Origin of the sequence: Fortiea contorta PCC 7126, from assembly GCF_000332295.1 — a bacterium.
Classification (GTDB): Bacteria; Cyanobacteriota; Cyanobacteriia; order Cyanobacteriales; family Nostocaceae; genus Fortiea; species Fortiea contorta.
In genome coordinates, this window is sequence record NZ_KB235930.1 from 3,331,429 (window position 1) to 3,354,841 (window position 23,413).

Consider the following 23,413-nt stretch of genomic DNA (forward strand, 5'->3'; position numbering starts at 1 on the left):
CTACCAGAACTCCGTGAAACTTCCTCTATGCAGTCGCTCCAGCGCGTTTTGGAGACTTTGCGTACTTACCAATGGACTTCATGGGGAGCCTTGGTTAGTTTGTTGCTGTTGACGGTTGCTAATGCACTGACTCCTCAATTATTTCGCTGGGGAATTGATCAGGGTATTGTCAAACAAAATTTACAAATCGTATTATATAGTGCAGCTTGGATGGTAGTAGCGGCGATCGCCCGTGGTTTATTTAACTTCGGACAAAGCTACTTAGCAGAAGCTGCATCCCAAGGTGTAGCTTATCAATTGCGAAACCAGATTTTCAGTAAAATTCAAAATCTCAGTTTCAGCTATCATGACCAAGCGCAGACTTCCCAACTCCTCACCCGCGTCACTAGCGATATTGAGCAGATTCGCACCTTTGTAGGTACGAGCTTGATCCAGGTGATCAGCGGTGTGGTGACATTAGTAGCGATCGCTCTCATACTATTAGTGATGAACTGGCGGTTAGCGCTAATTACCCTCACCGTTGTTCCAGTTTCCGGATGGTTGATGACACGATTCGTCACCCAAAATAACGGACTTTTTCGACAAATACAAGAACAACTCAGTGACCTCAACGCCGTTTTGCAAGAGAATTTAATCGGTATCCGGGTAGTCAAAGCGTTTGTGCGGGAGTCAGCCGAAAAAAACCGCTACACCAACCTGAATGAGCACCTGATCAAGGCGAATATGAAAACGATTCGCGCCATTCATAACACCTTTCCATTTATCTTTTTATTAAGTAACTTAGTCACACTGGCAGTTTTTGGCTATGGCGGCGCCCAGGTAATTGGTGGTAGCTTCTCCATCGGCGAGCTAGTAGCATTTAACTCCTACCTAGCGTTGATTCTACAACCGATTCTGTTAATTGGATTTGCCGCTCCAGCCATCGCCCAAGCCGCAGCTTCCGCACAACGAGTTTACGAAGTGGTAGACGTACCAGTAGAAATTAGCGATCGCCCCCACGCCGTCCCCTTCACCACCTGCGGCGGGAGAATCACCTTTGAAAACGTCTCCTTTCGCTATCCTGGCGCCACCAGCGAAGCCTTAAAAAACGTTTCCTTTGAAACCAAACCCAACGAATTAATCGCCGTGTTGGGGATGACAGGCTCCGGAAAAAGCACAATTATGAATTTACTTCCCCGCTTTTACGACGTAATTGCGGGAGCAGTCCGCATCGATGGGCGAGATGTGCGCGACTTCACCCTCAAAAGTCTGCGTTCTCGCATCGGCATTGTTTTTCAAGAAACCACCCTATTTTCTGGTACCATCCGTGAGAACATCGCCTACGCCAAACCCAACGCCACCAACGAAGAAGTAATTTTAGCAGCAAAAACTGCCCAAATTCACGACTTTATCAGCAGCCTCACCGATGGCTATGAAACCGTTGTCGGTGAAAGAGGTATAGGTTTATCTGGTGGACAAAAACAACGCATAGCGATCGCCCGTACCCTACTCACTGATTACAGCATTCTCATCCTAGACGATAGCACCTCTGCCGTAGATGCCAAAACTGCCGCAGACATTCAAACCGCCCTCGATAACTTCATGCGCCAAAAAGCCTGTACCACGTTTGTTGTTGCTCAACGCATCAGCACTGTTAAGAATGCTGATCGCATTTTGCTCATGGATAAAGGACGCTTAATCGCCCAAGGTACTCACGAAGAATTGATGCAAAATAGCCCTCTTTATGGCGTTATTTTGGAATCTCAGGTCAACTCTGTGGGGGAGAATTTAAAGTTTCCACTGATAAATCGGCGTCGCTGATTGATGGGTGATTTTTTCTCGCGCATAGACGCGGAGCGGCTTCCCGCAGGGTAGGCGCAAAGGCGCAAAGAAAGAGCGCCAAAATCAAGACTGTTGCAAGAGGTCTAGTGATGTGTATCAATAATTTCGTGAAATGGTATTACTCTCTGCGCCTTTGCGACGCCAGTTGCTTCAAGTCGGGAAACCCGCCCAACGCACTGGCTCGCCTTTGCGTGAGGCAAAAAAAATATTTATGCAAGAAGTCTACTGTTCTTGCATCTCCTGTTCCTTGCTATAGAGTAAGATTAGACTCATTGCAGGACTGCCACAAACTATGCTGAATGAAATTTTGCCTTTCCACTTTGAATTGGACAAAATCACGATCGCTGGGGCGAGTTTGTGGTCTTTGGCACTATATTTAGCGTTTTCGTCGGTGAGTGAATGGGTAATTGATCAACTCAATCGCTGGTTTAATTTTGCCGAGCGATCGCTCTATACTAGTCAATCGGAATTCGACAAAACCCGTCAAGCTAGGGAATCTCAAAACGCTTTTTACGCCTCTGTGTTTAGTATTGTGCCTTTTTTAATTACTGGTGCTTTGTGTAACTGGTTTTTAGAATTTAGCTTAGGCCCTAGTTGGGGAATCAGCACTGGTATCCTGGCTTGCATTGGTTCTGGTATTTATGAATTGGGACGCCGAGATGGGAGTTCCTCAGATTAAATTCTCCAGTTCCTGGCTGACGATTTGTGCTAGCTTCTGAGCTGCGCCAGATACACCACGAGCATTACGGAGGTTGGTGCGAATTGCTGCTAATTTTTCGGGGTGCGCTAACAAGTCTAATACCATTTCTCCCACCACTGAAGCTTGCAGTTCTCCCACAAGTTCTGGAACTATCTCTGCTTGCGCCCAAATGTTGGGCCAGGCTAATAAACCTTTGCGTCTGAGGAAAAACCAGTTAATTATTTTGGCGAAAGTTGCGCCGACGCCTGGTAAATTAGCTAATAGTCCTGGTAGACCATCCCAAGAACGCATCGCATCTAGTTGTTGTGTTGGTAGCAAAACAATCATCGGCACTGCTAAGGCACCAAGTTCGGCGGTGTTTGCACCAACGGTAGTTAAGCAGATGCGACAGCGGGATAATAATTCATAAGCTGGGTTTTCTTGGTAAAGTCTGATACTTAAACCTTTACCAGTTTTCAGTTCTGGATTATCTGTGCTGTCTGCGGGGATACTTAGAGAAGCACCACTAAAGCCGAAGGTTTGCACTAAGGAATTTTTTTCGGGGTCGGCGAAACTCGCTAAAGTTGGTAAATCTAGGGTAGGGGCGACGGGAATGACAAATTCAGTTTGGGGTCTGTTGGCGTGGATATATTCAGCGATCGCTAATGTTAATGGTACTCCTTGAGCTAATTTAGCAGGTTTTGACCCTGGTAAAACACCTATAAGTTCTTTTGTTGGGAGGGAAGATGTGTTTTCCCCTGAGTTTCCCCCTTGGGCTTCGACCATCAAATCCCCAACAACAGTAAATTTATGAGCATACTTTTGGGAAACCTGTTGAGCAACTTGCGGTTTCATGATCGCAAAATGGTCAATTAAGCTGTGCCAGCGCGCGTCCCATTCAGCGTAAACTACTGTGCGATAACCGAGTTTTTTGCCGATGATGACGGGGAAAATTTGATCACCACCAAGGAAAACAACGACACCACATTCTCGCCAATCCCAGTTTTGAGCAGTTTTTCCCCAAAGCAAAAACTGCCAAAAATGCTCTGCACCTTGGACTCTATCTACTTCGGGGTAAGTCAGAGCGATCGCCACTTCTTTTCCTGTAGCATTGGGACAAGGTGATAAAACTACACTAATCCTGACTTGATTACGGTCATCACCGAATTGTTGTCGCAACGCCTTGACCACCGGGCGCACCCAGGTAGTCACCTCACCAGGGCCGTTTGATAAGATCAGAATATCTACTGGAGTCATTGACACTTTATATGTAAGATTTTTTGGTAATGATTCTAAAATTAGAAATTTTTACCTAAGAAATAAAAATTTAGCCATGGCAAAATACTATCACTCGTTATTAATCTTGAATATTTTTTGTGCCAATGCCTAGCCTCAAACTCTCACAGGCTGGATTAAAAATCGTCAAACAAGCTCGTCAAGAAAAAGGTTGGACGATTGATAATCCACTTTGGTTAGAGTCTGCGAGTCAAGTTTTGGTTCCTGAGAGTGACTGGGAACATGCAGAGGTGTTTGCTAGAGGGGTATCTTTGCCTACATTGAAACGCTTTCTGCACGGTAAGGGAATTGATAGTTCTGTATTTAAAGCATTTTGTCAAGTATTGGGGTTGAATTGGCAAGATTTAATCGAGCGTTCCCTTAAATTTTCATCGGCGACAATTCCCGACATTCCTTTATTTTTTGGGCGACGTTATGAACTGGCGACACTTACCCAGGAAATCGCCCAAGGAAAGCGCCTAGTTGCGATTACGGGGATGGGAGGGATTGGCAAAACAGCCAGGTGCTTTAAGTTTGTGTGTCCAACGAATCCAAAATTGATTATTTTCCACACCTGTTGTACTTTCTAATAGTTGACTATTTTCGGAAACTGAAACATCGGTAATTTCATCAACCTTATCGAGGGGGATATAGCGGAAACGTTCGTTTTTATAGTCACCAGTAAATGTATACTTCTGCGTTTCGGAAATGAGCATATCACCGTTGTTTTGTACAGCAATATCAACATCAATAAATTCCCAATAAAAAGGTACTGATTGAGCGTTGACCTGATGAAAAGAAAGCGCCAGGGTGAGAAATAGAGCAATAGCAAATAGACAAAATCTTTGGATGATTTTATTGAGCATAAAATTATTTTTCCAAATTGGTATCAGCAATATTTGCTTGTAGGCATAATTTCGCTAATTCCCATGCAGTATTCAAGTTGAGTTTTAGCTCAGTGATGTAGTGAGCTAAAACTGAGCTTGACAAATCCCGTTTTCTGTTATTTTTTAAACTAGTTCTACAATGGGTTTACTACTTTTTTGCTACTGGTCGTGAATTTATGGCGTACTGCATCAATCCTGATTGTTCGCGGCGAGAAAATCCTGATGATATTGCGGTATGTCAAAACTGTGGAACGCCATTAGTGCTGCAAAACCGCTACCGAATTAAGCACCCTCTCCAACAGCGGGCGTTTGCTTATACAGAAGTGTTTGAGATTGAAGATTTAATTACACAAAATCAGCCATTGGTGCTCAAGTCTCTTAAGGAAGTCACTCCCGATTTATGGCGATTGTTTGAGCAAGAAGCAGCAATATTAACAAGTTTGCAGCATCCTGGTTTACCTGCTGGGAAAACTTTATTTCCTTTAATTTTATCTACAGGTCGTCAATTACGCTGTTTGGTGATGGAAAAAATCGAGGGTGAAGATTTACAAACTTGGCTGAGTCACCATCCAGGGGTGATATCTTATCAAACTGCGTTGGATTGGTTGAAGCAGTTAACGCAGATTTTGCAATTTGTGCACCAGGAGGGTTTTTTTCATCGAGATATCAAGCCTGCAAATATTATGCTTAATCCTGAGGGGAAGTTAGTATTGATTGATTTTGGCACGGCGCGTCAGATGACGCAGACTGTTGTTAATGGTAAATCGGTAACGGTAATTGTTTCACTTGGCTATACTGCGCCGGAACAAATCGAAGGATGCGCTGTTTTGCAGTCAGATTTTTATGCGCTGGGACGGACTTTTATTTATTTACTGACTGGTATTGATCCTACAAGCGATCGCGCTCCAAATTTCCGCACTTGGTACAAATACGTTAAAGACCGCCGCACTCCACCAAAATTTATAGCTCTAATTCAAGCACTGACTAACTTTCAGCCTCAACGTCGTCCGCCCACAGCCCAAGCGATTTTAGAAAAAATAGCCGATGTTGAGCAGTATAGCTGGGGACAATGGCAAAAATTTTTATTGAGTGCGACTTGTGGAGTTTTGCTGATTTTCGGTGCTAAATCGGTCTATGAAAAAATTACATCAGCGATCGCCTGGCTGCAGCTAAAATTGCTACCTACGCAATTTCCCAACTCAAGCAACAAAAAATAGCAATTTTTTACAGTCAAGGTAGTGTTTATGCGGAATCTCTAGCTAAGGCAGTGCGATTAGCAGCGAAATCCTCGCAGGGTCAGGTGATTAGCCATCAACCAGCCTTCAATCTCGCCAGCGATCGCTTTGATGGGAACGCAGCCTTAAAGCAAGCTAAAGCTCAAGGTGCGACAGTAGTTGTGTTAATTCCCGACGCAGGGGTGGGATTGTATAATGCGATTCCCAATGCTTTACGAGTTATCAAGGAAAATAATGAGCAATTTTGGCTGATAGGAGGTGATAGTCTATACAGTGCAGACTTACTTAAATCAGACCAGATTCTTTCCTCAACGGGTATAGAACGCACAACATTAGCGATCGCTTGGCATCCCCTCAACGATATCAACTCTCAATTTCTCCAGCAAGCTCAGACGTTATGGAAAATTGACCAAAAAAGTCTTTCTAGTAACACAGACATCACTTGGCGCACCGCTACCAGCTACGATGCAGTTTTAGTCTTGAGCGCCGCTTTGAAAAGAAAACCCAGCCGCAGCGGAATTCAGCAAACACTGTCAATGGCTGAATTTGCAGTTACAGGTGTCACAGGAATCATTCGATTTACCCAGAGCGATCGTCGTGATAGTAAAATTACAATGGTGCAAGTATCGCGTAAGTGTAATTCCAGCAGTTTCGTTTTTACACTCAGCGATCGTCCTTTGAAATGTAGTTAAACTTGTTTTTAAAATAAGAATTAGGCACTAAATAAAGATGTTTTTATTAGACAAATTACTACCCTATTACTAAACATATATACACTTTAAACACCAAAAAATCACCAATAATAAATAACCACTAACATTTAACAATAATCCTTCCTAATATAGAGGAAAAAATTTTTCTACTCGTACAACTTTGACCGTAAAATTGTGTATTTATTAGTTTGCTGGTAAATTTTGCACACAGAGCGCCAGAAGCCAACAGATACAAACCGATATCGCATTTGTTCAATTGACAACAGTCTGATTAGATGGTCTGGACGTTTACTTTCACCAACTACAGGCTGGCTATAAGTGATGATCAAAACAACAATTTACGGAATTGCTTTAGGAACTTTCGTGCTCACCAGTGGAGCTAACGCTATTTCTGTAGCAGATCAAACTTCTACGCCGAAGTCTTCGCATGTAGACATTGCAAGTGATAGTCTTCAGGCCATACCCTACCCTCAAGGTAGAAATTATCCTCGGCGCTCACCCTCCCAAGGTACACCGATTAATCCCCAAGGTACACCGATTAATCCCCAAGGTACACCGATTAATCCCCAAGGTACACCGATTAATCCCCAAGGTACACCGATTAATCCCCAAGGTACACCGATTAATCCCCAAGGTACACCGATTAATCCCCAAGGTACACCGATTAATCCCCAAGGTACACCCACTGATCCCCAAGGTACACCGATTAATCCCCAAGGTACACCCACTGATCCCCAAGGTACACCCAATAATCCCCAAGGTACACCCACTGATCCCCAAGATTCTCCTACTAGTCAGGGTACACCCACAGATTCTCAAGATTCTCCTACTAGCCAAGGTACACAGTCGAGTGCAGATACCGCTGCTATTGAAGCATCAGTTTTCCAACAAATTAATAGTTACAGAGCTTCTATCAATCTCCCAGCATTGACACGTAACTCTGCGGCTGATAATCAAGCGAGAATTCATAGCCAAAACATGGCTAGTAAAAAAGTCGCCTTTGGACACAGTGGAGTTAATCAGCGATTTAAAGCCACCGGTATTACTTACAAATCCGCTGCGGAAAACGTCGCTTATAACAGTAACAGTGATCCAGCTACCATAGCTGTTCAAGGCTGGCTCAAAAGTCCGGGACATCTAGCTAATATCAAAGGAAAATTCACTCTCACTGGAATTGGTGTTGCTAAGAGTAGTGACGGGCAAGTCTACCTAACACAACTTTTCTTCCTTTCTTAAATTTTACCAAATCTCAATTTTTGCTCTCTCATTTTCGCAAGAGTACGTAGCGTCTATGAAATTTTTTGAGTAGATGCTACATTACTTTTTGATAGCTTGATAAAAGCTTCATAATTTTGCAGTAAATTTAGTTCTGTTGGTATCAGTTTAGAAGTAATTACTTGTATTTACTGAAAAAGACATAAAAACCTTTTTTAACTTCATAAATCCTTAATAGTATCCTAGTATATATTCAGGGGATAATAAGGTAGAGTATAAGTCTTATAACTCTATAGGTTATGTAGCTCTCCATGTTCCGACAGACTGCTTTTGGCATCGCTTTAAGTACGCTTGTCCTTGCCAGTGAATTAACAACCGCTTCTTTTCCAGACCACACTGCTAAGAAAAAATCCCTTGCTCCTCAGCCGTTATCGATTGCGTCTAATCAAGTTGCAGTATCTACTACTACTTTTAAAACTACTGCTTTAGAAAAATCAGTTTTTGACCAAATTAATCGATATCGGGTTGCTCGAGGATTGTCAAAATTGACCCTGAATGCAAATATCACTAAACAGGCAAGGATTCATAGTCAAAATATGGCAAATGGTAAAGTCCCGTTTAGTCATCAAGGATTTGAAAAACGAGTGACTGCTATCCCGATTATTTACAACAGCGCAGCGGAGAATGTTGCTTTCAACCAAGGGTATAGCAATCCTGCTGCTGAGGCTGTAACTGGTTGGCTCAAAAGCCCAGGACATTTAGTCAATATCAAAGGTAAATATAACCTGACTGGAATCGGTGTTGCAGCGAATAAGCAAGGAGAAGTTTACCTGACGCAGATTTTTGTACAGGCGAGATAGATTGAATTATTAATTTTGTTGCACAATAATGATGTAGTGTCTAAGATAACGTTGGTCTGGTAGACACTGCATTTATTATTGAGTAATTCATGACATTAGCTGATTTTCAGGTGAGCGATCGCGATTTGAGTGACGCAGCCCTAGCGCAGTATTTAGAATCAGAAGCGATCGCCGTTGATACCGAGACGATGGGGTTATTACCGCAGCGCGATCGCTTGTGTCTTGTCCAGCTATGCAATCCCCAAGGAAATGTGACAGCAATTCGCATTGCTCAAGGACAAACCACAGCCCCCAACTTAAAACAACTTTTAGAAGCAGCAAATACACAAAAAGTATTTCACTTTGCACGCTTTGATATTGCTACCCTGCGTCATCATTTAGGAATTCAAGTCCAGCCGCTTTTCTGCACGAAAATAGCTAGCAAATTAGCTCGTACATATACCAATCGTCATGGACTAAAAGACGTAGTGCAAGAGCTAGAAAAAGTAGAACTCGATAAAAGTGCTCAGAGTTCTGATTGGGGTAACGCCGATAATTTATCAGCAGAACAACTCAGTTACGCTGCTAATGACGTCCGCTATCTGCTGAGTGTACAACAAAAACTTACACAAATGCTCAAACGAGAAGCTAGGTGGGAACTAGCTCAAGCCTGTTTTCAGGTTTTACCCACAATAGTAGCTTTAGATTTGCTGCAATTTAAAGATTTATTTGAACACTAATTTCTTAACATTGAGAAGACTTTATTTGACAGTTATCAGTGGAGAGTTAACTGATAACTGTTGATGCTTTTATTGTTAATAAAATTAAGTGTCTTTTTGCAGATTTTCTACATGATTTTGGATGCGAGATACCACATTGAGATCATCTGCACCTGCGGGGGTTTGTGATTCAATAATTCCCTCAGTTGGGCCGCCAATAGCTTTCCATGCAGCCAATCCGCCTTTGAGTTGAGAAACATGCTCAAACCCAGCAGACCGCAGCAGTTGCGCCGCTTGACTAGATTGTTCTTCAGTCGCGCCGTAAACATAGATATCGCGGCCTTTATCCAAAGATGATGCAGCTATGTTAACTAAATCATCAAGGGGGGTTGCCATAGCGCCCATAATATGCCCTTGATTATAGGTTTTGCGATCGCACACATCCAAAATCGTGAAAGCTGGTTCTCCCCATTCTAAGCGTGACTTCAGCACATAGACATCAGATTGTGGTTCTATGGGTGGTTGCGGGGGAATAATACCACCTATCACATTGTTATCCATAACTGCTCCTTTGTGTTTACAATAATAGCAATTTAACGAGTAATGAGCATTTAATTGCTCTTTCTTTGGTATGATTATTGTTAATATATGTCTATAGATATACAGAATAAAATCAACTATTTTTAGCTAAAACTCAATTATTTAAAGCATTATTTAACATATTTTTTATTAATAAAAACGGTGTCAAAATAAGAATTTAAAATAGATACCAGAAAGTTATTATGCTTCACCTAAAGCCTTTGTTCAGACGAAGCAAAAGCAGTTTCTCTACATCGATTTTCGGTTAAATCTCATTGATTCAGTCAAAAATGATTTTCGGTTGCGCTGAATCACCAAACCCAACCTTGCTGGTACTTGCGAGATTGCGTGGCTCAGACATTGTGATTGCTGGGTTTCACTTGGTTCTAACGCCACTTTGACGCCACTTGCTACAACGGGGAGGTAGCCCCCGCCCACGCAAGTAGCTCCCCAACCTCGGCATCTACAGACAACAAGCAATTGCGAGGTGTACTAATTTTATTCACGCCATCAAATAGGAGCCACGTATGTGGACTAGATGTTTTACAGACGACTAAAATTAGATTAGTCTTAACAAAGAAAACTGATCTGTTCACAATGACAGCAAAGAAAAACAACCAAATGATCTAAAAAATATACATTTTTTAATCACCATGATTGCTGTATTTTTGGGAAATTTCAGAGAAAATTAAGATTAGCCCAGTACCACAGTGGCTATACCAGGTAATCAGGGGCTACCCTAGGGGAAGTCGCTACGCATCTACGCATACAACAAATGAAGTAAGCATGAAGATACTCTCACAGCCCATGTAGCAAACACAGATGCTGACACTGCGGCTGTTCACAGAGTAGCGATCGCGACACGATCGCAAATTGCCAAATCAAAAATAGGCTAAGAAGTTATGGTGATGGCTCCCGCTACTAATCCTAAAATCCTTGTTGTAGATGACGACCACGGTGTCCGCAATCTCATATATCGGTTTTTAAGTCGCAAATACCACATAGAGTCTGCAGGAGACGGAAAAACTGCTCTATCATTGTTTGACCAATTTAACCCAGCGCTCGTCATCCTAGATTGGAATTTACCAGATACCAACGGTTATAAACTCTGCCAAGAAATGCAGAGTCGCACTAACGTCTTAGTCATGATCTTGACAAGTAGGACTGATGAAGCTGATAAAATCAGAGTCTTGGCAGCAGGTGCTGATGACTTTATGACTAAACCATTTAGTCTCGCCGAAGTTGAAGTCAGAGTCCAAGCCCTGTTGCGGCGTATCCGCAGTATCAATCCCTCTCCCTCACAACGTCTCGTCTTTCAGCAGCTAGCAATTAACCCGGACGGACGAGAGGTAACTCTGAACGATAAACCCCTAAGCTTAACCGCTTTGGAATTTAATATTTTACATTTTTTGGCCAGCCATCCAGGTCAAGCTTGGAGTCGTCCACAGCTAATCCAAAAAATTTGGGGTTGTGACTATGTTGGGGATGGGCGCGTAGTTGATGTGCATATCGGTCAACTCCGTAAAAAAATGGAAGTTGATGCAAATGTAGCGGACTATATCAAAACTGTCCGGGGTTACGGTTATAAATTTGAACCGCCAGAAGACACATGAACCCCCGCCATGAAAACTTATCCCGAAGATACACTCGGCTACTTTAGTGATGGTGTTATCTCATCTTTTAAGAGATAACATCTGATATCAATTAAAAATTTAAAATTTAGAAAACCAAATGTTATCCCGATTTGAAAACAAGAATGCGACTAACACATTTGCACAGGCGATGTTTCTCCGCCCGTTGTGAGAGTCGCAACCATTAAACAAATTGGTATGATATCAATCTTTGATTATTGATTATTTAAATCTAATTTTAGTTGCGCTCCATCATTCCCGTTAAAAGACTGAGTAGGTAACAAGAAAATAGGTGTTTCCGGTAATGATGGTGATTCTTGAAAGTGTAGTTTATCTGTGTTAGCGTTTTTATCTACACTATTGCGCTGATTTTGCTCAAAAAAGCTGCTGAAGTCTTCTTGAGAAGTTCTATGGTCAACACCGACCAAAGAATCGCCAGTCAATAAGTAATTTTGGGAATTTGATTTTGATGTAATTGGTTGTTGCGCCTGTACCGGGCTTTCTAAAATGGCAAATGCGATTATTACCAATGGTGCAAACATTTTAGCGTTCATTAGTCTTACCCCGATTCTCTATTATTTTTGCTGGTGATTATTCTCCGAACAAATTATTTACATCAGCCTGGAGAAAGGCTTTTATATAAAAAAGAATTGTATTTGGCAATACGAATTTGGTCAATAACCATGCATGATCTTAAGTAAAATAAAAAGACAAAACACTATTAAAAAATTGTTAATTTTTTGACTCGGAAATAAAACATAACAAATCGCAATTTACCGAAGTGTATTCAACACTAGACTTCTTGCAGAAGTCGGGAACTCTTAACAGGGAACAGAGAACGGCATGGTAGGGTGCGTTAAAGCAGAGCGCAACGCACCGCCAATAAATCTGAGTCGAGAAGGTGCGTTACTTCGTTAACGCACCCTACAAAAATAAGAATCTATTGCAACATTTTAGCCTTGTCACGCCACTACTTAATATTTCCTAACCCCTAACCTCTAACCCCTATTTCCAAGCTAAATATCAACAAGCCAAACAGAAATATTATTGAGTATTGACTCTCACATCAACGACGGTGGCATTAAAGTTATAGTTAAAGCCTTCTAATTCAAATGGCATACCAATTTTGACTTTACTGTTACCTAAAACTGGGCCATTGGTAGTAAGTTGCGCCTTACCTTCTAAAGTCAACAAAAAATCTGCGCTGAAATTATTAGCTTTGGGATCTGGTAACTCTTTAACAGTACCGTTGGGTTGAGGAACATTGATTGTTCTTGGTAACTGTTGAATTGATTTAATGCCAATTTCACCATAGGGTTGATTGCGGATAATCACATTAGTTTTACCGCCTTTTGCTAACCCATTAGTAAATAGCTGTTGGGGGTCGCGCACATTCAAACCACGGACAACTAAATCTACCTCAATCGGTACTGTTTTTGCACCAACTTGAGCTACAGAACCAGATGTACCAGGAAAGATAAAGATGCCAAATATAACTAGTAAAATTACCAGCCCAGCACCTAAATCTAAAAGGTTGATTTTGCCGAAGAGGCGACCTTTGGAATCTAAAATAGCCATAACAAGTTTTTCCAGATATGAGTAGAGTAATTGGTTGTAGCAGCGGTTTTATCGGAATTGAGAATTATTTTTAGACCAGGATTTCATTGATGGGGAATAGATGATTTTAGAGAATTGCATTGACAAGAAGTTTGACTCAAGCGACAGTTTATCATGAGAGCAGAGAAATCTCTTGTTCTTTGCTTCTAGCCTTTAATTTCTAGCTTTAGTGCTGATTTTCTCAAGGAGTTGGGTGCAAAATGCAACTTAAAAAGCTGTAAATTCGTCTCATTGTTTTATATTCTCCTAAGATGATTATCAACCCGGATCATGATTAATTGGAAAGGCTTGTCTGCAAGTTATCATTGGTGGCGACGTCGTTGGTTTTATCCGTTAGTTTCTGTGGTAGTGGCTTTGGGCGTGTGTTTGACTACACCTGCGCCGGGAAAAGCTATAGACTTATTACCACTGCTGTTACAGGGAGTCCAAGTTCTTCAGCTATCTAATATATCTGAACGCCAGGAAGTTGACCTTGGTAAACAGATGAATCAAGAATTGAGTGCTGAGGTGCGACTCAGCGACAATTCTCAGTTGATTAGTTATGTTAATCAAATTGGTCGGCGTTTGGCAGCGAGTAGCGATCGCCCGAATTTACCTTATACTTTCCAAGTAGTGGAAGATGACGCCATCAACGCCTTTGCGACTTTAGGCGGTTTCGTTTATGTGCACACAGGTCTGCTCAAAGCTGCAGACAACGAAGCAGAATTAGCTAGCGTCATCGCCCATGAAATCGGTCATGTCGGTGGTAAACACTTAGTTAAACAGATGCGTCAGCGAGCCATTGCTAGCGGTGTAGCCACTGCTGCTGGTTTAGATCGCAATCAGGCGGTGGGAATTGGTGTAGAATTAGCCCTGAACCGTCCCCGCAGTCGTCAAGATGAATTTGATGCAGACCAGAGAGGGTTGAAAACTTTGACACGGGCTGGTTACGCACCGTCAGCGATGGTTTCCTTTATGCAAAAATTGCTGCGGAATGGTTCAGGGCCAGCTTTTTTGAGCACTCACCCCGCAACCAGCGATCGCATTAACGCCCTCAACCGCAGCATTAACTCCCAACCTAGCAATGGACGCTACGGTCTAGATAATAATTCTTATAAAGCTAATATCCGCGCCTTTTTAAGATAGTTAGAGCTTTGGGAAAATCAATCGATTATGCTCTTTGCTTTTTGCGGCGATCGCTTTTGATTTGTGATGGATCAATCGCGATCGCTGCTTCTGCTAAAGGTAGAGTGCGGACAAGCTTTTTAAAAACATTGACTTGATAAACTAAGCTATTTGTGGCGTCAAGTGCTGTCAACCAACCACTGCGGGGATGATAAGCGCCAGTATCTATATCTAACCAGCCTCTGCCTAATGCTAATTGACCAGGGGAGACGCCCGGTAGAGTAAAAGTGATGGTGTGACCTGTAATAATTAATTTATCTGGAAAGTAGGGCTGCTCCGTGCTGTGAAATTCGTCCCTAATCCAGCAAAATTGCTCCGAGGTTTGTGCTTCCAAAGGTAACTCAGGGTCAACACCAGCATGAGTTAACCAAATATCGCCTAAATCTAAATATGTGGGTAACTGCTGAAACCACTCTAAATGATCTTGAGGAATTGTTCCCTCTTGATAACTAGCTACAGTTGCCTGTCCCCCACTATACAACCATGATTGCATCGCCGCGCTGGTAGCACCTCCGTTACTGAGAATGTTTAATAACATTTGCTCATGGTTTCCCAGTAAACATGGGTAGTTATTTTCTTTAACAAAGTTCACCACTTGTGCGCTTTTAGGGCCACGATCAATTAAATCTCCCAGAAAATACAGTTGGTCATCTGCACCAGGAGCGATCGCCTCTAGCAAGATCATCAACCCTTCATAATGACCGTGTACATCTCCAATGACAAGCCGACGCCGATTAGTTTCGCTCATGTCCTTAGTGTAAATAATATTGCCTAACTTTTTTGCTACAGCTTCACATATCTAAATTCCTTAAAAAAGGTAAAATTTACGCAGTTATGGTATAGCTAAATTGGAATTTTACAATGTCTGAAGAATTTTCACCGGAAATTAGCTCTCGTATTTGCAAGCATATGAACGATGATCACAGTGATGCGATCGTTCTCTATGCTAAAGCCTTTGGTGGTGTCGCTGATGCCACAGCAGCTCAAATGTTGGCTATCGATGCTCAAGGTATGGATTTGACAGCACAAGTCAACACAGAAACTGTACCAGTTCGGATTACCTTTGATCATGTGTTAGCAGATGCAGAAGATGCTCACCAAACGCTGATTGCAATGGTAAAGCAGGCGCGGGTACAAGCAAAGTAGTTTTTAAATTCTGGTAGAGACGCAAAATTTTGTGTCTCTGCACCAACCATAATTTAAATTTAATCAACGACTTAATTATTTTCAGCAAGGTCTAACATTGCTTGCACTTTAGTGATGACAACATCAGGGTCAATGGGTTTTTGAATAAATCCATCAACCTTAACATCGCTATTCTGTTGGGCTATGTCTTCACTCATGCTTGTTACTAACAGAATCAACAGAGATTGAAATTCAATTGATTGACGGATGTGTCGAACAACTTCAAATCCATCCATCACAGGCATCATAACATCTAGTATTAGCAAGTCAGGTTTTTTATGGCTGGTTTCTAGATAGGTTAGCACTGCTGCACCTGAATCTACAGTTTCAATTTCAGATTCTTCTGTTGCTAAAATTGTTTCCATGAGAAGAGAGTCATCAGCCACATCGTCACAAATCAATATATGTTTAATAAAATCCTCTTTTCGGCATCTGTTATTAATAGAGATGAATGGTAATGACAATGCATTCATCTTTGTTTGCGTAGTTTTGAGCATGAGATTAGCAAAAGCATTCAAATACCAAACTTTCTATATGTTAGAAACATTTATAAGCTTTAGTCTGTCCGGTAGCGGATATAAAATAAAAATAGTTTTCAGAAAAAATGGGGAACAGATAACAGAAGTTAAATCTATCGTGATGAATATTAAATGTGACGGCGCTGGACTTTTAGCTAAACAAACGGTTATATTCTGTCTTAACTTTGCGGTAACATTCGCAAGCACATGTTTCCAAGCATTTTCTGTCTAGAATCTCGATATGGCCGCGCTGGTAATGGATTAAGCCTTTAGACTGGAGTTTGCTAGCAGCTTCGCTGACTCCAGAACGCCTCACACCAAGCATCGTGGACAAAAATTCTTGGGTGAGGGGAAGTGAGTTTGACTCTAGACTATCACTACACATTAACAACCAGCGGCTCATCCTGGCTTCTAGATGATGAAGACGGTTACAAGCAGCGGTTTGTGAAGCAATAACAATGGTTGTATGTATGTAACGGTAGAGAAGTTTTTGCAGTACACCGCCTGTGTCGAATGCTTCTTTGAAGATAGCAGATCGGATACGCACGGCTTGTCCTGAGATTTGGGTGAAAGCCTCCATCGGTGTTGTATCTGCATCTAAAATAATTGGCAAACCTGTCATCCCTTCGCACCCAATGCAACCGCATTCGACTGTTGAGCCGTCTTTCATTACTGTTACTAGAGAGAGCAATGAGTTAAGCGGAAAATAGACAAAAGGAAGGGGTTCATTAGGCTCGATAATATATTGTTTTTGCGCGAGGGAAACTATTTCCAAATTAGGAAGTAAATTTTTTAGTTCTTCATGTGGTAACTTTGCTAGTAGTTGATTTTTGGTTAACTCTTGAAGCTGGTTAAACATTGATTTATGTATCAAGAATTTACTCTTAATGTGAATTAGTAAATATTCAGTAGGATGTGTTACGGCAGTGAAAGGATTTGAGTATCAGCGACAGTATCAATTGCCGTAACGCACCATGATCAAGCGGTGCATTACGCGTTGCTTAAACGCATCCTACTGGACTGACTTGATAAAGCATCTCTCAGGTTTTCTAATATAGGAGATAATTAATCATCATCTTCTGATTTCGGTTTTACCTCTGTGCCTAGAGAGAGGTGGAATGTAAAATTTATTAGTGATTTTTGAGCAAACTGACAATACCGCTAACTAATATTTCTGCATCTACGGGTTTGGTAATGTGGATTTGAAAACCGGCTTGAGTTGCTTTTTGTTGGTCGAGTTCTGCAGCATAGGCGGTGAGAGCGATCGCCGGAATGATTCCCCCTTGGCTAGCTGGACGGGAGCGGATATTTTGGATGAGCATATAGCCGTCCATTTCTGCCATACCGATATCGCTGATTAAAACGTCGGGAATGAGTTGATCTAAGGCTTGCAATGCTTCCCAACCAGAGGTAACGGCGGTGACTTCGGCGCCGCTTTGTTGCAGCAGAAATGCTTGAAATTCGCGGGTATCAGTATCGTCATCTACGAGCAAAATTTGAATATTGCTCAGAGGTATTTCTGTATTTGGGGTTGGCTCTGGTTCACAGACAATGGGCGTTGTGTGCTGGATGGTGGGTAGTTGGACAATGAAGGTTGCGCCTTGATTTTCGCCTAAGCTTTCTGCTTTCACTGTACCACCGTGCATCTCAACAATTTGCCGGACGATCGCTAATCCCAATCCCAATCCACCAAATTTGCGGGTGGTTGAACCGTCTTCTTGTCGAAAATATTCAAAGACATAAGGCAAAAATTGCTGTTGAATGCCTTTACCATTATCGATGACGCGAATCTGCGCTAGGCGATCAATTTGCTGCAATTCCACGATCACTTTTCCATGATCGGGTGTGAATTTGACCGCATTGGTGAGCAAATTCCAGACCACTTGCTGCAAACGAGCAGCGTCACCAAAAACAGGAGCGATCGGTGTGTCAACATCAAGTTTAATTTGAATATTCTTTGCTTCTGCTGCTAACCGCACGGTTTCCATGGCCGCAGAAACTACAAATGGTAAAGTGACAGGTGCTGCAGTTAAGGTCAATTTACCGCTCATAATGCGAGAAATGTCAAGCAAATCTTCAATTAGTTGCGCTTGCAGTTTAGCATTGCGCTCAATCGTGGCTAAAGCTTCTGCTTGACGGGTTTCCTTGAGTTTGCCAGATTGCAGTAGCCGTGTCCAACCCAAGATAGGATTCAGGGGCGATCGCAGTTCATGGGATAGGACGGCTAAAAATTCATCTTTTATACGGTTGGCTTGCTCTGCGGCTTCTCTTGCTGCTTGTTCCTGCAGCAGTAGCTGTTTGCGTTCAGTGATGTCTCGTGTGACACCTGCTACCATTTCTACCGCACCCTGTGTATCAAAAATGGGCACGAAAATATAGTCGTATATTCTTGTACCAAAAGCACTGGTGAAGGGCGCTTCATCTCTGAGTGGTTGGCGCGTCTCAATTACTTGTTGTATTTGTTTTTGCAGTCTGGCGGCTAATTCTACTGGATAATCTAATTCAAAAAAGTTTTTACCGATGACTTGTGCAGATGTTTTTTGCAAAAGGTCAAGCAACGGCTTATTAGCATCAATGAACTTTCCCGACAAATCGAACATATAAATAAAGTCTGGGACAGCAGACATCACTGCATTAAACTTCTGCAATTGTTGTTTGAGTTCTTTTGATGTTTCCCGTAAAGCTACTTCACCTTGAACGTAGTCAGTAACATTGCGAAAATAAATGGTGATTCCCTGTGCGGCTGGGTAAGAATGGACTTCATACCAGCGATCATGATCTGGGTAAAACGCCGTGACTGCTCCAGCGAGGCGATCTGTCATTGCGCGCCAATATATCTGCTCAAATTCACTCCCAAACAATCCTGGGTATTCTTCCCAGATACTTTTACCAATTAAATCTCCTGGAATTCGATTGAGCAGTGTTTCTGCTGTTTGATTGACATAGGTGAAGCGCCAGTTTTCATCTACCGCAAAGAATGCTTCAGTTATGCTCTCAACAATATTGCGGCTTTGCTCCTCGCTGACAAGCAAGGCTTGTTCTGCACGTTTGCGATCGCTAATATTGGTAAATAAAACGGCAAACTGGTTATTTTCACGTACACCAATGCAAAAAGCGTTAACATCAAACCACCGATTCATGGCGACCGATTGATTCTCAAACCGCACTGATTCCCCTGTCAGCACAACGCTTCCATAAATCTCAAACCAACTAGCTTCCAAACCGGGGACAAGTTCTCGCGCCGTTTTCCCTGTAGGTTGTTTTAATCCTGTGAGGTCTTCAAAGACCGAATTAACTTCCAAAAACCGATAATCATGCGGTTTCCCATCTCCATCGAATAACATTTCGCAGATGCACAAACCTTCATCGATCGACTCAAACAACGTGCGATATTTAGCTTCAGATGCTCGCACAGATTGAAGAGAGCGATCGCGCTCAAAAGCAATACTAGCAATTTTCGTGCCAAACTCAGCTAATTGACCTTCCCAATCGGTGAACATCCGCGCTTCATCAAAGCAAAGCATCAATGAGCCAAGCGGCAGACCATCCGCAGCTAGCACAGGTGTAGAATGACATGCGAGTATCCCATGAGCCACACATAAATCTCGCCAAGGTTGTGACCAGTGATGATCGTGAGCAATGTCCGTACAACTAATAGGTTCGCCGCTGTATACTGCTGTTCCACAAGTACCAATAGCCAGTTCATTAATGGGAGCATCCTCAAGTCCGAGTCTAAAGGACGACGGAAAATGTGGGGTAACAAAACTCTTGAACATTAACCGTTGAGCATCCGGTAACAAAAAGCAGGCGCGGATGCGGGGACTAAGCCGAGATATGGAATTACAGATAGCGGAAAGACATTCAGCCAATGGACGCCCAGAAGCAGTTAACTCCAGCAGACGATTCTGCTCAACTAGTATCAATTGTGCTTGTTTAACCTGACGACGTTCTTCAATTGATTTTAACGCCCGCTCTACAGAAGGCACTAACCGCCATAACCTCTGCTTGAGTATATAATCTGTCGCGCCTTGTTTGATAGCAGCGATCGCTAACTCCTCACCCAAACTACCAGAGACAAAAATAAACGGCGTTTCCGGACAAATCTCCTGAGCAATTGTCAACGTTGCCATCCCATCAACATCAGGCAGATTATAAGCTGCTAAAATCACATCAAACTCATCGCTTGACAAAGCAGCCACCAAATCAGCACCAGTCTCCACCTTCAACAGTTCATAATCAATCCCGCCAGCCCTCAGCGTAGCTTGTATCGCTTCTGCATCAACTAAATTGTCTTCGAGTAAAAGAAACCTAAGTGCCGACATGATTGTCTCACCTTCCGAAGCTGTAGGGCAGCATAATTAAATTATCATTAATTTCCTCAACAAACCATAAAACCTAAGCTAGAGCTCTGCATTCATGCTCATCAAAAAACTAACACAGCAGGGAACAAATAACAGCGCCACATTCCCTCAAACAACCTCCGCGCCCCCACCGAAGTTCAGATCGGCGGAAGCCGCCGCTCCGACTTCTCTCTGCGTTAAAAAACCCTCTCCCTTCACTCCTCCCCCCTCAACAACCAAAAACCCGTGTAAGTCATCCCCGAATCATCAGGTTGCACCAACAAAAAATGCAACCCCCGACTTACCCCCTGGCGTTGTGCATAAACCCCCGCAGCCCGCTTCACTTCCCCATCCGCAAACGTCGCCACAATCCACCTATCCACCAAACCAGCTTCTAAAACCAAACCATCAGGTTCCCCAGCAACATAATTAAGCGCCACAGGACAAGCTGCATCCAACCACCGCGCCAACCGCATCGATTGCCTGCCACCATAGATTACCACACCAGGAACAAGCACCGTTGACGCCAAACCTAAATGAATTGGTTGCAGAAATTGTGGTAAGTGTAAAATCGGTATTGGACGCTCCGCAAACACATCCACAAGTTCACCCGCTCTTAGAGCAGCAAAACGCCATTGTTCCCCCCACAAATTTTCAGGTAATGAAGATGGCGGTGGTTTATCCACAGCTAAAGGATATTGTTTCTCTTTTAACCACTGCTTCAGCGCCAAAGTATGCCTAGTAGGTGTAACTGTAATACCTAAATCGCGTCCCGCAGCCGCAATTAAACTCAACGATTGGGGACGAAACACTAGAATCTCATCTGGTAATTTTCCCCCAGCAGCTAACTCTAGCTGAGATGTTACCCAACTAGAATTCGCGGCAGACTGGGGACAGGTAGCTGTATACTCAAAACTGCGAGTAGCATCACAAAGTAACAATTCCCATAACACTTGTCCCGCTGCATCCTGCTGGAGGATACGATAAAAATCGGCTTGCCAAACCAGACTCATAAGCGATGGAAAATTCATTTAATAAGAGGGAACAGGGAACGGGGAACGGGGAACAGAGTTGAAGGTCGCTTTGCATAAGCGTTTTATGTTTGATTTGCAATAGAAGCAACAGCAGAGGTCAAAATTGTTTTAGTTTGTGACTTTGCTATATTTTTACCCGAAAAAATAGCAATTGCTGTCTCAAAAGCCATTTTAGCAACTCCCGAAATAGCAATTGCTGTCTCAAAAGCCATTTTTGCGACTCCCGAAATAGCAATTGCTGTCTCAAAAGCCATTTTTGCGACTCCCGAAATAGCAATTGCTGTCTCAAAAGCCATTTTTGCGACTCCCGAAATAGCAATTGCTGTCTCAAAAGCCATTTTTGCGACTCCCGAAACAGCAATTGTTATCCCAAAAGCCATTTCATCAACTTCTATGGGCCGGAAAAGACTGCTTGTTCTATGTCCTCACGACTGAGAGAATATTTGAATGAGCGTTGAATATCTTGCCCGTTTTCTATAGCGTTGATATATCTGACTGTGATTTGTTCGACGTCAAGGGAGAGTTCGGCTTGCCAATGCAGACGCTGTATACGCCAGCAATGGAGTTGTGATGTGTCTTGCTCACAACCTTGATCTTTAAGCCACTGCTCTATTTGCGGCAGAGTGTGGTTATATAAAGGAGCTTCAGGGGAAAGAAGAGACATAAGCAGTTGAGGTTTAAGTTAAGAAAAATAATTTTTACTCGCCTTTGGGGTAATTGATGGCGATAGCTGAGTGATTTGCTGTGTTTTTGGTGGATTTGGTGTGGTTCGTTGTGTTTGGAACGCAGCTTCACCGCGAGTTAAACCGATCGCGATCGCTAACAATAAACAACCCAAAAATGTTAACCCCAAAATAAATAATGCAAAAATTTCGCCCTGAGAGAGTGGGCGATCGCTGGGGTCGAGATAAGCGGATTTTGACCAATCGTAAGCTTGGGAAACGGGGTGGTTTAAATCGGGGGGTGGTTGAATGATCCCAGAACGAGAATAGCCGATTTTCAAGTCATAACTTAAGCGCCGCTCTGGGTTGCTGAGGGTAGCATAGGCTTCGTTGAGTTGCTGAAATTTAGGAATAGCGATCGCAGCAGATAATTCTGTTGTGTCAGGATGATAACATTTGCTCAGTTCTCGATAAGCGCGACGGATATCGATTACCGATGCCGAGGGATGCAGTCCTAGCAGTGAATAATAGGTGGGTTGACTGCGATCGCTGCTTTGTGACATTGCCCCATTTTGATTCACGGCTGATTGAGTCACCTTGCTCAAATATATTTTTTATATTAAGCTGTTACGCATTTAAATTGCATAGAAATAATGTAGGGGCGAACAGCCGTACCCTGCTCTAACGCTAAAAGCGAACGCCCCTACCACATAGCAACCGTTCGCCTTTACACTCGTATTTGTACCATGATTAAAGTCAAATGGTATTACCTAAAAACGTTTGTAGAGACAAAGCAAAAGCAACGTCTCTACATTTTTTGGCATATGTCTAATGGATGAGATTGCGTCTTGAGAGGAAAATTTTGAATTCAGAAATCGACGCTATCTCTCTTAAAACCAGTTATCGCCGCTTGGGAGTGCTTTTTTTGAGTTCGCGTTTTTCTTCTTCTCGGCGACGGCGATCGCGCCAATCTGCAACCGTCAAGTAGCCAATTCCACCGGTAACTGCAATTAGCAGCACTAGCGCAGCTAAAGCTAATATATTCAGAAATGGGCTTTCCACGATGCTCCTAGAGTCCGTTACGTCCCCAGACTACCATTGCAATTGACCAAGTGAACACAACTAGTAACGATACCCAACCTAGTGTCAAGATTTCCATAGTCGCACTTTTCAAATAATTACAAAACGTCTCTATTATTCACTCTAGAGTTTAACAACCCCCTTAGCAAGGGGGTGGGGATGGATTATTTGCTTGTGGGGTTATACCAATTCTCTAAATTTTGGCAACACATCAATAACC

At 42.7% G+C, this 23,413-nt stretch carries 25 protein-coding genes; 11 read left to right on the plus strand and 14 right to left on the minus strand.

Annotated elements, in window-relative coordinates; translation table 11 throughout:
- Positions 1-27: 27 nt before the first annotated feature.
- Together MIC7126_RS0115365 and MIC7126_RS0115370 are read left to right on the plus strand one after the other, a co-directional pair.
- A complete protein-coding gene (locus tag MIC7126_RS0115365; RefSeq protein ID WP_017654048.1) occupies positions 28-1,800 on the plus strand; it encodes an ABC transporter ATP-binding protein in 1,773 nt (590 codons plus the stop codon).
- Positions 1,801-2,113: 313 nt separating this feature from the next.
- Complete coding sequence (locus tag MIC7126_RS0115370) at positions 2,114-2,500, plus strand: hypothetical protein (protein ID WP_017654049.1); 387 nt, start codon at positions 2,114-2,116, stop codon at positions 2,498-2,500.
- Here the strand turns inward: MIC7126_RS0115370 and MIC7126_RS0115375 are convergent.
- Positions 2,492-3,757, minus strand: coding sequence for a glycosyltransferase family protein (locus MIC7126_RS0115375; protein ID WP_017654050.1), 1,266 nt, complete (start codon positions 3,755-3,757; stop codon positions 2,492-2,494). The two genes, MIC7126_RS0115370 and MIC7126_RS0115375, sit on opposite strands and share 9 nt — an antisense overlap.
- Positions 3,758-3,876: 119 nt before the next feature.
- On the opposite strand from MIC7126_RS0115375, the gene MIC7126_RS29450 reads away from it, so the two are divergent.
- The 6 genes from MIC7126_RS29450 to MIC7126_RS0115400 all read left to right on the plus strand — a co-directional run bounded on the left by MIC7126_RS29450 (position 3,877) and on the right by MIC7126_RS0115400 (position 9,404).
- A complete protein-coding gene (locus tag MIC7126_RS29450) occupies positions 3,877-4,365 on the plus strand; it encodes an ATP-binding protein (RefSeq protein WP_238553643.1) in 489 nt (162 codons plus the stop codon).
- 473 nt (positions 4,366-4,838) lie between these two features.
- Entirely contained in the window at positions 4,839-5,879 is a 1,041-nt protein-coding gene (locus MIC7126_RS31970; protein ID WP_017654052.1) for a serine/threonine protein kinase, read from the plus strand.
- A gap of 2 nt (positions 5,880-5,881) precedes the next feature.
- The gene (locus MIC7126_RS31975) at positions 5,882-6,589 is read left to right on the plus strand and encodes an ABC transporter substrate-binding protein (protein ID WP_238553696.1); all 708 of its coding nucleotides are present in this window, start codon (positions 5,882-5,884) and stop codon (positions 6,587-6,589) included.
- Between the two features lie 342 nt (positions 6,590-6,931).
- Entirely contained in the window at positions 6,932-7,846 is a 915-nt protein-coding gene (locus MIC7126_RS31980; RefSeq protein ID WP_017654054.1) for a CAP domain-containing protein, read from the plus strand.
- Between the two features lie 290 nt (positions 7,847-8,136).
- Entirely contained in the window at positions 8,137-8,685 is a 549-nt protein-coding gene (locus MIC7126_RS0115395) for a CAP domain-containing protein (RefSeq protein WP_017654055.1), read from the plus strand.
- An 89-nt stretch (positions 8,686-8,774) separates the two neighbouring features.
- Positions 8,775-9,404, plus strand: a complete 630-nt coding sequence (locus MIC7126_RS0115400; protein WP_017654056.1) for a ribonuclease D — start codon at positions 8,775-8,777, stop codon at positions 9,402-9,404.
- Positions 9,405-9,488: 84 nt separating this feature from the next.
- Here the strand turns inward: MIC7126_RS0115400 and MIC7126_RS0115405 are convergent, their stop codons facing one another.
- Entirely contained in the window at positions 9,489-9,944 is a 456-nt protein-coding gene (locus MIC7126_RS0115405) for a rhodanese-like domain-containing protein (protein ID WP_017654057.1), read from the minus strand.
- A gap of 920 nt (positions 9,945-10,864) precedes the next feature.
- On the opposite strand from MIC7126_RS0115405, the gene MIC7126_RS0115410 reads away from it, so the two are divergent.
- The gene (locus tag MIC7126_RS0115410; protein ID WP_017654058.1) at positions 10,865-11,575 is read left to right on the plus strand and encodes a response regulator transcription factor; all 711 of its coding nucleotides are present in this window, start codon (positions 10,865-10,867) and stop codon (positions 11,573-11,575) included.
- A 233-nt stretch (positions 11,576-11,808) separates the two neighbouring features.
- Here the strand turns inward: MIC7126_RS0115410 and MIC7126_RS0115415 are convergent, their stop codons facing one another.
- Positions 11,809-12,147, minus strand: a complete 339-nt coding sequence (locus MIC7126_RS0115415; protein WP_017654059.1) for a hypothetical protein — start codon at positions 12,145-12,147, stop codon at positions 11,809-11,811.
- Between the two features lie 490 nt (positions 12,148-12,637).
- A complete protein-coding gene (locus MIC7126_RS0115420) occupies positions 12,638-13,171 on the minus strand; it encodes a DUF4330 domain-containing protein (protein ID WP_017654060.1) in 534 nt (177 codons plus the stop codon).
- Between the two features lie 309 nt (positions 13,172-13,480).
- On the opposite strand from MIC7126_RS0115420, the gene MIC7126_RS0115425 reads away from it, so the two are divergent.
- Positions 13,481-14,335 carry a M48 family metallopeptidase gene (locus MIC7126_RS0115425; protein WP_017654061.1) on the plus strand — a complete coding sequence of 285 codons (855 nt, stop codon included), beginning with the start codon at positions 13,481-13,483 and terminating at the stop codon, positions 14,333-14,335.
- 25 nt (positions 14,336-14,360) lie between these two features.
- On the opposite strand, the gene MIC7126_RS0115430 is transcribed toward MIC7126_RS0115425, so the two are convergent.
- Entirely contained in the window at positions 14,361-15,122 is a 762-nt protein-coding gene (locus tag MIC7126_RS0115430) for a metallophosphoesterase family protein (protein WP_017654062.1), read from the minus strand.
- A gap of 113 nt (positions 15,123-15,235) precedes the next feature.
- Here MIC7126_RS0115430 and MIC7126_RS0115435 point away from each other — a divergent pair, with 113 nt between their 5' ends.
- Positions 15,236-15,520 carry a DUF2470 domain-containing protein gene (locus tag MIC7126_RS0115435; RefSeq protein ID WP_017654063.1) on the plus strand — a complete coding sequence of 95 codons (285 nt, stop codon included), beginning with the start codon at positions 15,236-15,238 and terminating at the stop codon, positions 15,518-15,520.
- Between the two features lie 71 nt (positions 15,521-15,591).
- Here the strand turns inward: MIC7126_RS0115435 and MIC7126_RS0115440 are convergent, their stop codons facing one another.
- From MIC7126_RS0115440 to petN, 9 genes are all read right to left on the minus strand, one after another.
- A complete protein-coding gene (locus MIC7126_RS0115440; protein ID WP_238553644.1) occupies positions 15,592-16,077 on the minus strand; it encodes a response regulator in 486 nt (161 codons plus the stop codon).
- A 151-nt stretch (positions 16,078-16,228) separates the two neighbouring features.
- The gene (locus tag MIC7126_RS0115445) at positions 16,229-16,936 is read right to left on the minus strand and encodes a Crp/Fnr family transcriptional regulator (RefSeq protein WP_017654065.1); all 708 of its coding nucleotides are present in this window, start codon (positions 16,934-16,936) and stop codon (positions 16,229-16,231) included.
- A gap of 271 nt (positions 16,937-17,207) precedes the next feature.
- Complete coding sequence (locus MIC7126_RS27690; protein WP_017654066.1) at positions 17,208-20,399, minus strand: response regulator; 3,192 nt, start codon at positions 20,397-20,399, stop codon at positions 17,208-17,210.
- A 233-nt stretch (positions 20,400-20,632) separates the two neighbouring features.
- Positions 20,633-21,430, minus strand: a complete 798-nt coding sequence (locus MIC7126_RS0115460) for a Tab2/Atab2 family RNA-binding protein (RefSeq protein ID WP_017654068.1) — start codon at positions 21,428-21,430, stop codon at positions 20,633-20,635.
- 83 nt (positions 21,431-21,513) lie between these two features.
- A complete protein-coding gene (locus MIC7126_RS0115465) occupies positions 21,514-21,831 on the minus strand; it encodes a hypothetical protein (RefSeq protein WP_017654069.1) in 318 nt (105 codons plus the stop codon).
- 11 nt (positions 21,832-21,842) lie between these two features.
- Positions 21,843-22,115: a DUF3143 domain-containing protein gene (locus MIC7126_RS0115470; RefSeq protein WP_017654070.1), complete on the minus strand. Its 273-nt coding sequence runs from the start codon at positions 22,113-22,115 to the stop codon at positions 21,843-21,845.
- Positions 22,116-22,133: 18 nt separating this feature from the next.
- Entirely contained in the window at positions 22,134-22,676 is a 543-nt protein-coding gene (locus MIC7126_RS0115475; RefSeq protein ID WP_017654071.1) for a J domain-containing protein, read from the minus strand.
- A gap of 337 nt (positions 22,677-23,013) precedes the next feature.
- On the minus strand, positions 23,014-23,175 hold the full coding sequence (locus MIC7126_RS31300; protein WP_017654072.1) for a hypothetical protein: 162 nt from the start codon (positions 23,173-23,175) through the stop codon (positions 23,014-23,016).
- 7 nt (positions 23,176-23,182) lie between these two features.
- Positions 23,183-23,272 (minus strand): cytochrome b6-f complex subunit PetN, encoded by a 90-nt coding sequence (petN, locus tag MIC7126_RS29455; protein ID WP_012408302.1) that lies wholly within the window; start codon positions 23,270-23,272, stop codon positions 23,183-23,185.
- Positions 23,273-23,413: the final 141 nt, after the last annotated feature.